Below are 14,364 nucleotides of genomic sequence, written 5' to 3' on the forward strand. Positions count from 1 at the left end.
TGTAGGGTGTGGGGTGTGGGGTGTAGGGTGTGGGGTGTGGGGAGTTTTCTCAGTGAACTGATAACTGATAACTGATAACTGATAACTGATAACTGATAACTGCCAGAAAAGCCCAGCAAAGTTAAGTTATATTAAGATTACTCAGAATGCGTCCTCGTCCCATTCAGAAATCTCATGACTCAACCGCAAGCGCAACGCATCCTCTACGTTAGACTCCCCTGTAACCCCATTTTCCCCATCGGTGTGGTTTATCTTTCCGACCACGTCCATAAACTATTCCCCGACATCGAACAAAGGATTTTTGACCTTGGTGCAGTCCCCCCCTTAGACTTTAACCAGTCCCTCGATCGCTGTGTTGACGAATTTCGGCCCACCCTGCTAGTATTCTCCTGGCGGGATATTCAAATATATGCCCCCGTCGGTGGTCGCGGTGGTAATCCCCTGCAAAACGCCTTTGAATTTTACTACGCTAAAAACCCCCTAATCAAGCTGCGAGGTGCTTTAGGCGGTTTAAAGGTGACAACCGCCTACTACGGTGAATTATGGCGCAATCAGGGACTAATTCGCCGCGGGTTGCAGCGGGCCAAAAAATACCATCCCGAAGCGCGAGTTATCGTCGGGGGTGGTGCCGTCAGTGTTTTCTACGAACAACTAAAAACCAAACTGCCCACAGGAACAATTGTATCAGTGGGAGAAGGGGAAACCCTGCTAGAAAAATTCCTCTCCGGCCGGGACTTTAGCGATGAACGTTGTTATGTCGTCGGAGAAACCACACCCCGGCCGCGTTTAATCCACGAATCCCCCACCCCCTTAGAGAAATCCGCTTGTAACTACGACTACATCGCCAGTATTTGGCCGGAATTTTCCTACTATTTCCAAGAAAACGACTTTTATATCGGGGTACAAACCAAGCGCGGCTGTCCCCATAACTGCTGCTACTGCATCTATACCGTCGTCGAAGGGAAACAAGTACGCATTAATCCCGCCGATGAAGTAGTTAAGGAAATACGCCAATTATACGACCGCGGCATTCGCAATTTCTGGTTTACCGATGCCCAATTTATCCCCGCCAGAAAATTTATCGACGATGTAGAAGAACTATTAGAAAAAATCCTCGCCGATGGGATGAAAGATATCCATTGGGCTGCCTATATTCGTGCCGATAATCTCACCCCGAAACTGTGCGATTTAATGGTAAAAACAGGCATGAACTACTTTGAAATTGGCATCACCAGTGGTTCTCAGGAATTAGTCCGCAAAATGCGGATGGGCTATAATTTGCGGACAGTTCTACAAAATTGTCGAGACTTAAAAGCGGCGGGTTTTAATGATCTGGTTTCGGTAAATTATTCCTTTAATGTTATTGATGAAACCCTAGAAACTATTCGTCAAACTATCGCCTATCATCGGGAATTAGAAAACATTTTTGGAGTCGATAAAGTGGAACCAGCCATCTTTTTTATCGGACTACAACCCCACACCCATCTAGAAGAATACGCCTTCAAAAAAGAAATTCTTAAACCCGACTACGATCCCATGAGTTTAATGCCCTGGACAGCCAAAAAACTGCTCTGGAATCCTGAACCTTTGGGGTCATTCTTTGGCGAAGTTTGTCTGCAAGCATGGCGACAAAATCCCGATGATTTTGGACGGGAAGTGCTGAAAATTTTGGAAGCAAGACTAGGGAAAGCCGATTTAGAATCCGCTTTAACCGCACCGATAGAAACTAAGGAAAAAGTCTTAATTACCGCTTAAAAATTAATTTTAGTCAATCCGAAGGCGGCAATTAGCGTTACCATGAGTCTGAAATCAGGAGATCATCAAAATCCCTTTACTGGTAACTGCAAAATGACCGACCATCGCCCCCATGGGCTAGAATTAGCGGAATATATCGCCCTAGGATTAACCCTGCTTACCCTTATCGCCATGGGTGCGGGGTTTTTGCCTTTGTTCCTCCTAGTCGTGACTTTCGGGTTAAATATTCTCAATCGTCTCCGAGAAAGAACCAGGCAACTTCAACGCTTAACCGAGATAACCGGTCATTTACAGGAGCAGTGGGAAGAAGAAAAAGAAGCTTTATCGGCCCAAATACAGTCCCTGAGTCCCGCAGCAGCCAAGGATAACGCCCTTGCGGTCGCAGAATTAGAGGAGAATATTCTCGCCCTCGAACAGTCCTACAATCAAATTATTCAATACATCAACCGTAACGCGCTGCTGGAACGCATCGAACATCTGGAAAAATCCTACAGTCGCTTACAAAGAGAGATTTTACCGATTAACGAAGAATCGGCGGATATTACCGCCACAAAAGCGGAAAATGAGCCACAAATCACCCTACCCACCCTTAATTTAACTCTCACTTCCCCCCCCGTCCCTATCCCCCATTGGCACTATTATCGCCGTCTGACCGCCCATCGGGAAATGATCACAGCGATCGCAATTACCGAGGATCAACGGTTTTTAATTAGCGTTAGTTGGGATCGTACCCTGAAAATCTGGGATTTTGCGAGGGGAACCCTGATTAATACGTTGGAAGCTCACGATCAGGGCATTTTAGCCCTAGCAGTTACCGGAAACGGCGATTATCATCTAGCGACGGGAGGATTCGATCAAACCGTTAAATTATGGACTTTAGCCAGCGATGGCAGTAATCTGGAATTAGATCAAATTTTCCTCGGTCATCTCGGTTCGATTCACGGCCTAGATTTTGCCTCTCGGTGGCATTTTTTGGTTAGTGGTAGTTACGATCAAACCCTAAAACAGTGGAATTTAGAGCAGGAAACCGAAGAATTTAGCTCCTATGACAGTCTGGGGGCAATTTATGCCCTAGCGGTGGCTCCTAATCAAGATTTTATCGCCGCAGCTGGAGGTGATGGCACTGTCTCCCTCTGGCAATTGGGATCGGGAGAAAAAATCGCCGTCCTATCCGGTAACGTTTCTTCGGTGCAGAGTCTGGCGATCGCTGCTGATAGTCAGATTATTGCCGCCGGTTGTGTGGATGGGACGGTGAAAATCTGGCAATACGACCCCGAGAAAAGCGGTTATTTTGCGCCAATTCGGGTGATAAATGCCCATAATGGTCAGGTGACAAGCTTGGTATTCGCAGAGGAGGGTCAATGGTTATTTACCGGGGGAACCGACGGAGAGATTAAAATCTGGTTAGCCAATTCTCAACAGGCGATCGCAACTCTCACCGCTGCCGATGGGCGATCATCGCCGATCTCCAGTTTAGTTCTCAGCCCCGATTATTGTCACCTAGCGGCGGCCGCGGCCGACGGCAGCATCACCATCTGGGAAAATATCACTTAATGGTCGATCGAACTAGAAAAATTGTATAATGTAATGTCCCGGACTCGGTCGGGCCAGTTTGACCCCAAGAAAAAGTGACTGAGTTAATTGTCGTTTCTGCCTAATAGTTGTCATCGGGGCATCGAGAACGCGAGAGCGATCGCTTATCCCAGAATCATTACCCATAGTAAAAAATTCAGAATGAAGACTCCAACAGATCAAAGATTTGATTACGTCAAAATCGGTTTAGCGTCCCCCGAGAGAATTCGGCAATGGGGAGAAAGAACTCTACCTAACGGTCAAGTCGTCGGAGAAGTAACCAAACCAGAAACGATCAACTATCGGACTCTCAAACCGGAAATGGATGGGTTATTCTGCGAGAAAATTTTTGGCCCCTCCAAAGACTGGGAATGTTGGTGCGGTAAATACAAACGCGTCCGTCACCGGGGGATTGTCTGTGAACGTTGCGGGGTAGAAGTCACCGAGTCCCGGGTACGTCGTCATCGCATGGGTTTTATCAAATTAGCTGCCCCTGTCACCCACGTTTGGTATCTCAAAGGTATTCCCAGTTATCTCAGTATCCTGCTCGATATGCCCCTGCGGGACGTGGAGCAGATCGTCTATTTTAATGCCTATGTGGTTCTCGATCCGGGTAACGCGGGCAATCTTAGTTATAAACAACTCCTCAGCGAAGATCAATGGTTAGAGATCGAAGAAGAAATCTACGCGGAGGATTCGGAATTAGTCGGCATTGAAGTGGGTATCGGGGCCGAGGCTATCCAAAGACTCTTACAGGAAATTAACCTGGAAGAAGAAGCGGAAAGACTGCGGACGGAAATTGTCGAAAGTAAAGGGCAAAAACGGGCAAAATTAATTAAACGTCTCCGGGTAATCGATAACTTTATCGCCACGGGTTCTCAGGCAGAATGGATGGTTTTAAGCGTAATTCCCGTGATTCCTCCCGATTTACGCCCGATGGTGCAGTTGGACGGCGGCCGTTTTGCCACCTCTGACCTGAACGATCTCTACCGTCGGGTGATTAACCGCAATAACCGTTTATCCCGTCTGCAAGAAATTCTCGCCCCGGAAATTATCGTCCGTAACGAAAAACGGATGTTACAGGAGGCCGTCGATGCTTTAATTGATAACGGTCGTCGCGGTCGCACGGTGGTGGGGGCCAATAATCGCGCCCTGAAGTCTTTATCGGATATTATCGAGGGTAAACAGGGGCGTTTCCGTCAAAATCTCCTCGGTAAACGGGTTGACTATTCGGGACGTTCGGTTATCGTTGTCGGTCCGAAATTGAAGATCTATCAATGCGGTTTACCCCGGGAAATGGCGATCGAATTGTTCCAACCCTTCGTTATCCATCGTTTAATTAAATTAGGCATCGTCAATAATATCAAGGCAGCCAAGAAAATGATCCAACGGGGGGATGCCAATGTTTGGCACGTCTTGGATGAAGTAATCACGGGACACCCGGTGATGTTAAACCGCGCTCCTACCCTGCACCGTTTGGGCATTCAAGCGTTTGAACCGATCCTAGTGGAGGGCCGGGCGATTCAGTTACATCCCCTCGTCTGTCCCGCTTTTAACGCTGACTTTGACGGGGACCAAATGGCCGTACATATTCCCCTCTCCCTGGAAGCACAATCGGAAGCGCGATTATTGATGTTAGCTTGTCATAATATTCTCTCACCGGCGACCGGTCGTCCGATTGTTGCCCCTTCTCAGGATATGGTTTTGGGTTGTTATTATCTCACGGCCGAAAATCCCAAGGCCCAAAAGGGTGGAGGTCGTTATTTCGCCAGCATGGATGACGCTATTCGCTCTTTCGATCAGGGATTGGTGGATCTGCACGCTTCTGTGTGGTTGCGTTTACCAGTCGGAGAAAAGGTGAAAACCAATAAACCCGATGAGGAAGTCCTGGAAACGGAAACTCTCCCCGATGGCAGCATCTGGAAATATTATCGGGAGCGCAAAACCCGGGAGAAGGATGGTGAGATAATTTCTCAGTATGTGCGTACTACTGTAGGGCGAATTATCTACAATAAGACGATTCTAGAAGCTTTGGTGGTCTAGAGAGAGATTAGGTTAGGGTGGGCAATGCCCACCTTAATTTTTAGGCTAAAGCGGCAATACATTCTATTTCCACTAGCACATCTTTGGGAAGACGGGCCACTTCCACACAGGCCCGGGCCGGGGCAGTTTCCGGGGGGAAATAACGGGCATAAACTTGATTCATCGCCCCGAAATTGGCTAAATCCGAGAGAAAGACGGTAGTTTTCACCACATTTGACCAATTAGCCCCAGCAGCGGTTAAAATGCCCTCTAGATTGGCCATAACTTGTTCGGTTTGGGCGCTAATTTCCCCGGAGACGATTTCACCCGTGACGGGATCTAGGGGAATTTGTCCCGCAACAAAGAGAAAAGGACCAGGAGCGGCGATCGCTTGATTATAGGGACCCACAGGGGCCGGAGCTTTATCAGTACGGATGACCTGATTATTCATGGGCAGGATAGTTAAAAAAGATGACATTGAATCAATTGAATATTTTCCCAGTTTTTCGATCGCTTGTAGTTAATTTTCGCCGGTTAGGGGATTTAATTTTGACTGATTGTCTTTGTCGAAGGTGCGCTAAAAGCGATTGTACGAGAAATAAGTCAACACTTATGACGCTGCAATTCTGCATCTAACTCTGTTAACAAAGCATATATTCTATCAAAATCATGTTTAGTTTTAGAAGGAGCGTCATAGGTTCTCAAAGTACCTTTAGTATGAGTATGAGCCGCTCGATTGCGACTTTTCTTTAGATTAACAAGATCACTTTTTAAAGCACTGATTTTACCAGTGTTTTCTAACTTTTCTTCGATTTTTTCTAATGTTGCTAAACCAATAACCATCATCAACATTTTTCTAAAAGCTTCATATCCAAAACTATAAGTATCGCCAATAGTCTTATCGATGAATTTTTGGTTAGCTTCGGACTTTAAGCATCGTTTAGCACATCTTAAAACTATATCATCCATAGTTTCCTCGATCCAGCCACATAATTCTATAAGAGCTAGTTTAGAATAAAAAATCTTTTGATCATCACTTGTAGAGTCATTATAGAGTTTATCAAGCCTGTTTAGCGTCTTGAATAAATAACTTTTAGTAATCATTACCAGTAGAAGTAGATGAAAAAATTTTGATAGATGTATTAATTCTCTCTAAAGCCTTATCTTTTCGATACATACCACCAGATAAATTTTTAGTTAAAAATGGTTCAGATTTTATTAATCTAGAATACTTGTCTTGTAATTCATCATTGGAGAGATTGACTAAAGTATCTAAATTTTTGGCAACTCCTAACAGAATTCCCTCAGCAATAACTTTACTGGTTTTGAGAGGTTCCTCTTTGAAGATTCTATCATAAATCAAGTCAACAGTTTGCTTAAATAATTCATCTTTATCTTGAATAAAATCTTCATGAGCCAATCTATGTTTATACATATAATCATTTAAAAATCCGGTCAATTTCCCCTTGTAGTTCTGGTATCCATCATAAAAAGCAAAGAAACGAAGAACTAATTCTTCATCTTCAAATCGAGATGCTTTTTTCTGCTTTCGATCCATCAGCAAAAGCCAGTTTTCATATTGAGCGCATTCTTTTAAAAAAGTATTAAACTCGCCATTATAGATACAATTTCTGATCTCCTGATTATTAAGTTTTACTCCACCGGTATTTAAGCGATGGAAAATGTTAAAAATATAATTATTATGAGTTTTTTTGCTGGAGTCGTAGCGAATCATGGTGATGGGAATAGTCATATTTTCTACGCGTTCATATAATTCTTCATGCTGAGTTTTTATTTCCTCAACTGTTTTTCCAGAAATAGACGAATCTACATCAGCTAATTTTGATAGCTTCCAATTTTCAGTAGTTAAAAATTTGACGATGGTACTAATTCGTTGTAATCCATCGATGATATAGCGTTTATCTGTCTTATAGTCAAGACTAATACACATACTAGGAATCGGTAACTGTTTCATTAAACTATCAATAAAACGAGTTTGTTGTGGATCAGTCCACACCACATCTCTTTGAAAATCTGGATCGATAACCAATTGTTTTTTTTGATACATTCTAACTAGATCAGAGCAGGATCGCTGCTCATTGTAAGCAATAATATCTACAGGAGGAAAATCCACATCATCTTCTTCCTCTAGATACTTTTCTTCTTCGGCTGCTAGTAATTTCTCTTCTTGACTGAGATAATTAACCATAATTTTTATCCCTCCTAATATCTATAAAATTTTCACAGTTAAAAGGGTACTTTATTCGACAATAAAGCACCCTTTTAATTTAGCTTAGAACTCTCCTTTTAAAGCGGCATTACAGCGCTCGCAAATAGTGGGATCATCGGCAAATTTTCCCACTTGAGTGGAATAATTCCAACAGCGATCGCATTTTTCGCCGTCTGCTTTGACAATTCCCACCGAAACAAAGTCTGATTCTCCCTTATATTCTGCGGTTTGAATTGCGCTAATATCACTAACTAATTCCACTTGAGAAGAGAGAAATAGATAACGCAATTCATCGACTTTATTTCCCGTTAAACTATCACAATTGTTGAATAATTCTAACTCCTGTTGTAAGGTTTCATCGGGAACATAAAGTAAAACTTTTGCCTCTAAAGAAGCACCGATCGCCTTATCATTTCTGGCAGTTTCCATCACCTTATTAACTTCGGTGCGTAGCTGCCGGAATTTGGCCCATTTATCGGCCAATTCGCGATTATTCCAAGCAGGATCGATGTTTAGCCATCCTGACTCAAATACCGATAAATAAGGAGTTTTGTAGGGGAGAAATTGCCAGATATCTTCCGCTAGATGAGACAGGACAGGAGCGATCGCTTTAGCAAGATTTTCTAAAGCAATAGCATAGACTGTTTGACAACTGCGACGACGGAAAGAATTAGGATCAGAAATGTATAAACGATCCTTAGCGATGTCGATATAAAAGTTAGATAAATCGACAACACAAAAATTCTGTACCGTCTGGAAAAAGCGGAAGAATTGGAAACTTTCAAAAGCTGCCGTTACTTCCGTAAACACTTCCGAGATACGATGTAACATATAGCGATCAATCTCCGGTAGATCTTCATAAGCTACTGCATCTTTAACGGGATCAAAATCATTTAAACTCCCCAGTAAAAACCTGGCAGTATTACGGATTTTATTACGGATATCTACCAACTGTTTAAGAATATTTTGACCGATATTCACATCATTGGTATAGTCCACCGAGGACACCCATAACCGAATCACATCCACCCCATAAGCGGGTTCTTTTTTCTGGTCTTTACCCCCATTAATGATCACATTGGGATCGATGACATTACCCAGAGATTTACTCATTTTTCGTCCCTGTTCATCCAAAACAAAACCGTGAGTTAACACCGTTTTATAGGGAGCAATACCATTAGCAGCGACACTGGTTAATAAACTCGATTGAAACCATCCCCGATGCTGATCCGATCCTTCTAGATACATATCCGCAGGATAACTTAATTCTGGTCGAGCATTAGCCACCGCATTCCAACTAGAACCAGAATCAAACCACACATCCATAGTATCCATTCCCTTGCGATAACTGCGACCATTATCGCGATAACTAGGAGGCAATAATTCCTCTACGGATAACTCCCACCAAGCATTAGAACCCTTGACTGCGAAGATAGCTTGAACGTGATTAATCGTCTCCTCGGTTAACAGAGGTTCATTCGTTTCTTCGTCATAAAAAACAGGAATAGGAACCCCCCAACTGCGCTGACGAGAGATACACCAATCGCTTCTTTCACTAACCATAGAAGTGATGCGATTCTTACCCGTTGCAGGAATCCAACGCACCGAATCAATTGCTTCTAAAGCTAATTCCCGGAATCCTTCCACGGAAGCAAACCATTGTTCTGTTGCGCGGAAAATTGTCGGTTTTTTGGTTCTCCAATCGTAGGGATATTTATGCTGGTATGCTTCTTCTTTGAGTAAGGCACCCTTTTCTGTCAGTGCTAAAATAATTGCTTCATTAGCATCTTTCAAGACATTTAAACCCGCAAATTGTCCCGCTTCTGCGGTGAAATTTCCCTTATCATCCACGGGAGAAAGTATCGGTAAACCGTAACGTTGGCCGACGATATAATCCTCCTGACCATGGCCGGGGGCCGTGTGAACTAATCCGGTGCCGGAATCAGTGGTGACATAATCCCCACCGATGAGAATCGCACTTTCTCTGTCAAACAAAGGATGACGGTATTTAGTATGTTCTAATTCCAGACCTTTAACCGTTGCTTTAATCGTCAAAGTCCTGTTCAAAGTGTCGGCTAATTTTTCGACTAAATCCGTCGCTACAATTAGATAATTAGACTCGCTAGTTTCCACCACTGAATAGTTTAATTCTGGGTTTAATGCGACGGCCAAATTCCCGGGTAAAGTCCAGGGGGTAGTCGTCCAGATAGCCACGGATAAATTAGGCAAAAATGGCGTTAAAACTGGGGTTGAAACTGACGTAATTGGGAAAGCAACATAGACACTGCGGGAAGTGTGACCTTCGGGATATTCTAATTCTGCCTCAGCTAAAGCGGTTTGAGAACTAGGACTCCAGTGAACCGGTTTTAGTCCCCGATAAATATAACCTTTTAGGGCCATTTTTCCGAATACGGCAATTTGAGCGGCCTCGTATTCAGGTTGTAGGGTTAAATAGGGATTTTCCCAGTCTCCCCAGACTCCATATCTTTTGAAACCTTCACACTGTTCTTTTTGCGTTTGAAGGGCAAAATCGTGGGCTTTCTGACGTAATTTCAAAGGGGTTAGACCCTCTTTTTCCGAGCTTTTGAGACTTTGTAAAACCTTCAGTTCAATCGGCAACCCGTGACAATCCCAACCAGGCACATAGCGCACTTTGTAGCCTTGCAGCAGTTTATATTTATTGATAATGTCTTTGAGAATTTTATTTAAAGCATGACCGATATGCAGAGACCCGTTAGCGTAGGGGGGGCCATCGTGGAGAATAAATAATTCTTTGGGGTTATTTTGCGCTAATTTCTCGTATATTTGCTCATCTTGCCAGAATTTCTGGATTTCTGGCTCACGTTTACTGGCATTTGCTCGCATATCAAAGTCAGTTTGAGGCAAATTAACGGTATCTTTGTAACTTTTAGCGTTGGACATTCTAGCAAACCTATGGATATCAATCGTTTTCGGGATTCATTCCTAAATAACGTCCCTTTGAGAGTCGTTATCTCTAGTCTGTCACATAACTGTAATATAAATATTACAAGTGACAATCATTGATCTATAAGTCTAGCGAGATTGTGTCCAAGAGCGATGATTCCCAAAGGCTATAATTTAGTTATTCGAGAATAGGGAGCATGAGGACGATGGTGACGAATCCTAATTTTTTTTATGTCTCTCCAGAAGTGTATCTAGAAGGGGAAAGAGTCAGTCCGATCAAGCACGAGTACCGAAAAGGACGGATTTATGCAATGGTAGGCGCAAAAAAGCCGCATATCGTTTTATCGGCCAATTTAGCCAAGGTTTTAGGTAATCATCTCGATGATAGTCCCTGTCTTGTTCTCACTTCCGATATCAAAGTCCGGTTAGAGGAGGCAAATTGTTATTATTATCCCGATATTGCGGTGGTTTGTGACGAGAGAGAGATTAACAATACCGATGATTTTATTCTCTATCCCGTTCTGATTATTGAAGTATTATCGAAATCTACGGAATCCTTTGATAGGGGTGATAAATTCAGCGATTATCAAACCTGTCCCACCCTAAAAGAATACATTCTTATTCATCAAAACCAGATGAAAATTGAATGTCACCGTCGCGAGGATTCGGGAGTTTGGAAAGAACAGATCTATGAAGCGGAAGATGAGGTAGAATTTACCAGTGTAGGATTCCGGGGATCGATCGCTTCTATCTATCGCAAAGTCCCCGGTTTGGTATGATTACAATTCTTTTTTGACATCGCACTTTTATGTCCCTAATTCTCTAAAGCTTCAAATTGACGTAAAGCAAGACTAGAACCTTGATTCCAGCCTAATTCAACATAATAGGGGAAAAGTTTCTTGATATTTATATCGGGAAAGAGACGACTATTTTCACTTTCTTGATAACCGTCTTCTCTGAACAGATATATTTTTAATTCTTCCCGACGATAAACCCACAATTCGGGGATTTTTAGCAATTGATAAGCCTCTACATCAGTCAGAGAAGTAAAGTCCACTTCTATAGCTAAATCGGGAGGAGGATCGACAGTTAAATCAATTCTCTCTTTGCCTAAAATTGCCTGTCTATTATCAATATAAAAACAGGTATCTGGTTCTACTCCCGCTTCTCCCGGAATTTTCAAGGTAATTGGATCAAAACATTCCCAGTCTTTGCCTTGACGACGAAGGATAATTTTTACTAAATCACTTAAAAGATTGATACGTTTGCCATGACTTGGTAAGGGAGACATAAGCCGAATTTCTTGCGTTTTGCAATTAAAATAGAGTTTGGGATAGGTTTTTTGGAGACGTAAACTCAGCAATCTTTGGTAATCTTCCCAAGTCTGATGGGGAAAAATAACTTGACTGCCCGGAGATAAAGATAAAGTATTTTCGTTGAGAGTAATTAGTAGCATTTTGGTAATTATCCTTGATTTTTTGCTGTTATCTCTTATTTTTTTTGGCTGAGGAGACTTCTAAAACTGCTTTCGGGTAGGCAATGCGTTGATGGTGGAATTGTTGCCAAACTTGCACAAAAATCTCGGCAATAATTGGTAATTCCTCCTGACGAATACCACTATCTACTAATTGTTGCTCGCGCCATCGGGCCTGAAAAATCTTTTTGATCATATCCATGGCTTGTTCTGGGGAGGCCTCCTTCAGCGATCGCAAAGCGGCCTCGCTACTATCGGCTAACATGACGATCGCCGTTTCTCGCGATTGGGGAATCGGACCATCGTAGCGAAAAGCCGCCTCATCGACGAATTCTTGACCATTTTGGGCGGATTTTTGCAAAGCTTGCTGATAAAAATAGGAAATTAAGAGATTGCCTTGGTGTTCAGGAATAAAATCGCGGACGACTCGCGGTAAACCGTGTCTGCGGGCCATGACTAACCCTTCGCTAACGTGCTTTTTAATAATCTCGGCGCTGACATAGGGATCATTAATTTCATCGTGTTTATTCGGGCCACCCATTTGATTTTCAATAAAACCGAGAGGATCGTGCATTTTCCCGATATCGTGATAGAGAGTTCCCGTGCGAATTAATTCCACATTACAGTGCAGTTTTCGGGCGGCCGCTTCAGCTAAACAGGCGACAAAAAGGGTATGTTGAAAAGTCCCCGGTGCTTCCGTGGCCAAACGTTTGAGCAAACTACAATTAGGATTGGACAACTCCACCAGACGAATGGGAGTGACCACATCGAAACAGCGTTCCAAATAGGGGGATAATCCTAGGGCGATTACCGTCCAAGCTATCCCCGATAGACCATAGACGAGGGCCGTGGGTAGTAGAGTATAGATGATCGTGCTGGCCGTGGCACTAACGATTAGGTAAGTGAGCAGATAAACACCCCCTTGACTGACTCCGATTCCCATCCCTAGCAGCGATAATTCATCCCTAGAACGCAATTTTCCCGCTATCATAGCCGCTAATAGTCCCCCTATCGTCCCGGCGATTAAATCGGCGCTGATACCTTGGATGCTGAATAGGGAAAGACCGGCAGTTAAGAGGACTTGGGTGACGGCCAGAGTCGGGCCGTAGAAACTGCTGACTAATAAACCCACGGCTGCCAAATTGGTAAAGGGAATATTGGCGATCGCTAGGATCGGTGTGGTAAAACTTAGTAAACCCAAGAGAATAAAATCCCGGTGACGCAGAGGCCGATGGAGACGCTGAGCAACGAGGCAAAAAGTCCCGATCGCGCTGGTGACAAGGATTGCCGTTGACCCTAAACCCATCCAGTTAATGCCCCGTTCGCTCAAACCAAAGCCATCAATGAGAACAAACTGAGCTTGAGTAATTTTTTCGCCTGCTTTAACGATAATTTGACCGGTTTGAGCGCTAGACATGACCATATCTACCGCTTCCACCGCTTTAGCGGCTTGTTCTTTGGTTGCCTCCCGATCTTCTATCAGGTTCGCTTCTCCCTCCAGGGCCGCTAGAAGGATATTTTCGGCTAAAGACTGCTGGCGACCGGTTAGGCGATCGCTGCTAATCTGCACGGCGATGGTATCCTGTAGGTGACTGGTGGAAATCCCCGGGGGAATGCCTTGTATCAAAATCCGGCGCCCCGCTTGCAGGATGGCTTTTTCTAGGTTTTGCCACTCTCGATCGCCCATTTGGGCCACTGCGATCAGATCGGCGTATTTGAGTTTATTTAAGCTGGAATGCCGATAATTTTGGCTGGTTTGCTCCTTTATTTGCCGTAATTGCTCCAATCGATCGATAAATTGCTCAAAGCTTCCCTTCGTCACGCGCTGACGATAGGCTTGGATTTCGCTAACAGCATATTCCTGCTCTTTTGTCAAGAGGTTTGTAAAAGATTCTTCATAGTTGAGGCGGCTCTGTAGAGTTGACCATTGAGGGGCAGAAAAGGTGAGCAGCGTTTCCATTGTGGCGTTGGAAATAGTCCTGCCCATTAAAATGGAATTTTTTCGCAAAATTGGGCGAATTTGACTTAATTGCCCTAAAGTGTCCTGCAGCGATCGCTCGATCTGGTCGGTGGTTTGGGGGTCTCTTTTCAGCCGGGGAAGCAGTCCAGCCCGAATTTTTTGGCGTTTGAGGTCGGTGGTTTCTTGGTCTTGAAAACTGGCATCTTCGGGGGCGATAATTGTGACGGGGGAAATAGTCCCGACGGCCAATTTCGGCTGATTATAGAAACGATAACCGACCACGCTAGTCAGACAACCGACGGTAAACAGGAAGATTAAGGGTCGTCGCAGTTTACCCAGGGAGTAAGAGCGAGATTTTCGGGCAGAATCAGGAAAAACAGTGAAAGAATGCAGAAAATGATTCATAAATTCCAGCTAAATTCTATA

General features: G+C 43.8%; 11 protein-coding genes. 4 read left to right on the forward strand and 7 right to left on the reverse strand.

The features are described from left to right. The first annotated feature begins 174 nt into the window (after positions 1–174). Together LW728_RS14905 and LW728_RS14910 are read left to right on the forward strand one after the other, a co-directional pair. Positions 175–1,755 carry a photosystem II high light acclimation radical SAM protein gene (locus tag LW728_RS14905; protein WP_287767142.1) on the forward strand — a complete coding sequence of 527 codons (1,581 nt, stop codon included), beginning with the start codon at positions 175–177 and terminating at the stop codon, positions 1,753–1,755. A 42-nt stretch (positions 1,756–1,797) separates the two neighbouring features. Further along, positions 1,798–3,309 carry a WD40 repeat domain-containing protein gene (locus LW728_RS14910; protein WP_287767143.1) on the forward strand — a complete coding sequence of 504 codons (1,512 nt, stop codon included), beginning with the start codon at positions 1,798–1,800 and terminating at the stop codon, positions 3,307–3,309. Positions 3,310–3,321: 12 nt separating this feature from the next. Here LW728_RS14910 and LW728_RS14915 read toward each other — a convergent pair whose 3' ends face one another. Further along, entirely contained in the window at positions 3,322–3,474 is a 153-nt protein-coding gene (locus LW728_RS14915) for a hypothetical protein (protein ID WP_216628720.1), read from the reverse strand. Positions 3,475–3,489: 15 nt separating this feature from the next. Here LW728_RS14915 and LW728_RS14920 point away from each other — a divergent pair, with 15 nt between their 5' ends. After that, positions 3,490–5,370: a DNA-directed RNA polymerase subunit gamma gene (locus LW728_RS14920; RefSeq protein ID WP_002737004.1), complete on the forward strand. Its 1,881-nt coding sequence runs from the start codon at positions 3,490–3,492 to the stop codon at positions 5,368–5,370. A 40-nt stretch (positions 5,371–5,410) separates the two neighbouring features. Here the strand turns inward: LW728_RS14920 and LW728_RS14925 are convergent, their stop codons facing one another. The 4 genes from LW728_RS14925 to ileS form a co-directional block, all read right to left on the reverse strand. Next, entirely contained in the window at positions 5,411–5,827 is a 417-nt protein-coding gene (locus LW728_RS14925; protein ID WP_002762767.1) for a RidA family protein, read from the reverse strand. A 125-nt stretch (positions 5,828–5,952) separates the two neighbouring features. Further along, positions 5,953–6,453, reverse strand: coding sequence for a HEPN domain-containing protein (locus LW728_RS14930; protein WP_287767144.1), 501 nt, complete (start codon positions 6,451–6,453; stop codon positions 5,953–5,955). Further along, on the reverse strand, positions 6,443–7,558 hold the full coding sequence (locus tag LW728_RS14935) for a DUF262 domain-containing protein (protein ID WP_287767145.1): 1,116 nt from the start codon (positions 7,556–7,558) through the stop codon (positions 6,443–6,445). Before LW728_RS14935 ends, LW728_RS14930 begins: the two co-directional genes overlap by 11 nt. 84 nt (positions 7,559–7,642) lie before the next feature. Continuing rightward, positions 7,643–10,501 carry an isoleucine--tRNA ligase gene (gene ileS / locus LW728_RS14940; RefSeq protein WP_002800154.1) on the reverse strand — a complete coding sequence of 953 codons (2,859 nt, stop codon included), beginning with the start codon at positions 10,499–10,501 and terminating at the stop codon, positions 7,643–7,645. Between the two features lie 209 nt (positions 10,502–10,710). Here ileS and LW728_RS14945 point away from each other — a divergent pair, with 209 nt between their 5' ends. Continuing rightward, positions 10,711–11,283: a Uma2 family endonuclease gene (locus tag LW728_RS14945; RefSeq protein WP_287767146.1), complete on the forward strand. Its 573-nt coding sequence runs from the start codon at positions 10,711–10,713 to the stop codon at positions 11,281–11,283. Between the two features lie 35 nt (positions 11,284–11,318). On the opposite strand, the gene LW728_RS14950 is transcribed toward LW728_RS14945, so the two are convergent. Both LW728_RS14950 and LW728_RS14955 read right to left on the reverse strand, forming a co-directional pair. After that, a complete protein-coding gene (locus LW728_RS14950) occupies positions 11,319–11,960 on the reverse strand; it encodes a Uma2 family endonuclease (RefSeq protein ID WP_287767147.1) in 642 nt (213 codons plus the stop codon). 28 nt (positions 11,961–11,988) lie between these two features. Continuing rightward, positions 11,989–14,343, reverse strand: coding sequence for an HD family phosphohydrolase (locus tag LW728_RS14955; protein WP_287767148.1), 2,355 nt, complete (start codon positions 14,341–14,343; stop codon positions 11,989–11,991). Positions 14,344–14,364 lie beyond the last annotated feature (21 nt).

The sequence above is a fragment of the Microcystis sp. 49638_E5 genome, assembly GCF_021300285.1.
In the GTDB taxonomy this organism is placed as follows: Bacteria; Cyanobacteriota; Cyanobacteriia; order Cyanobacteriales; family Microcystaceae; genus Microcystis; species Microcystis aeruginosa_C.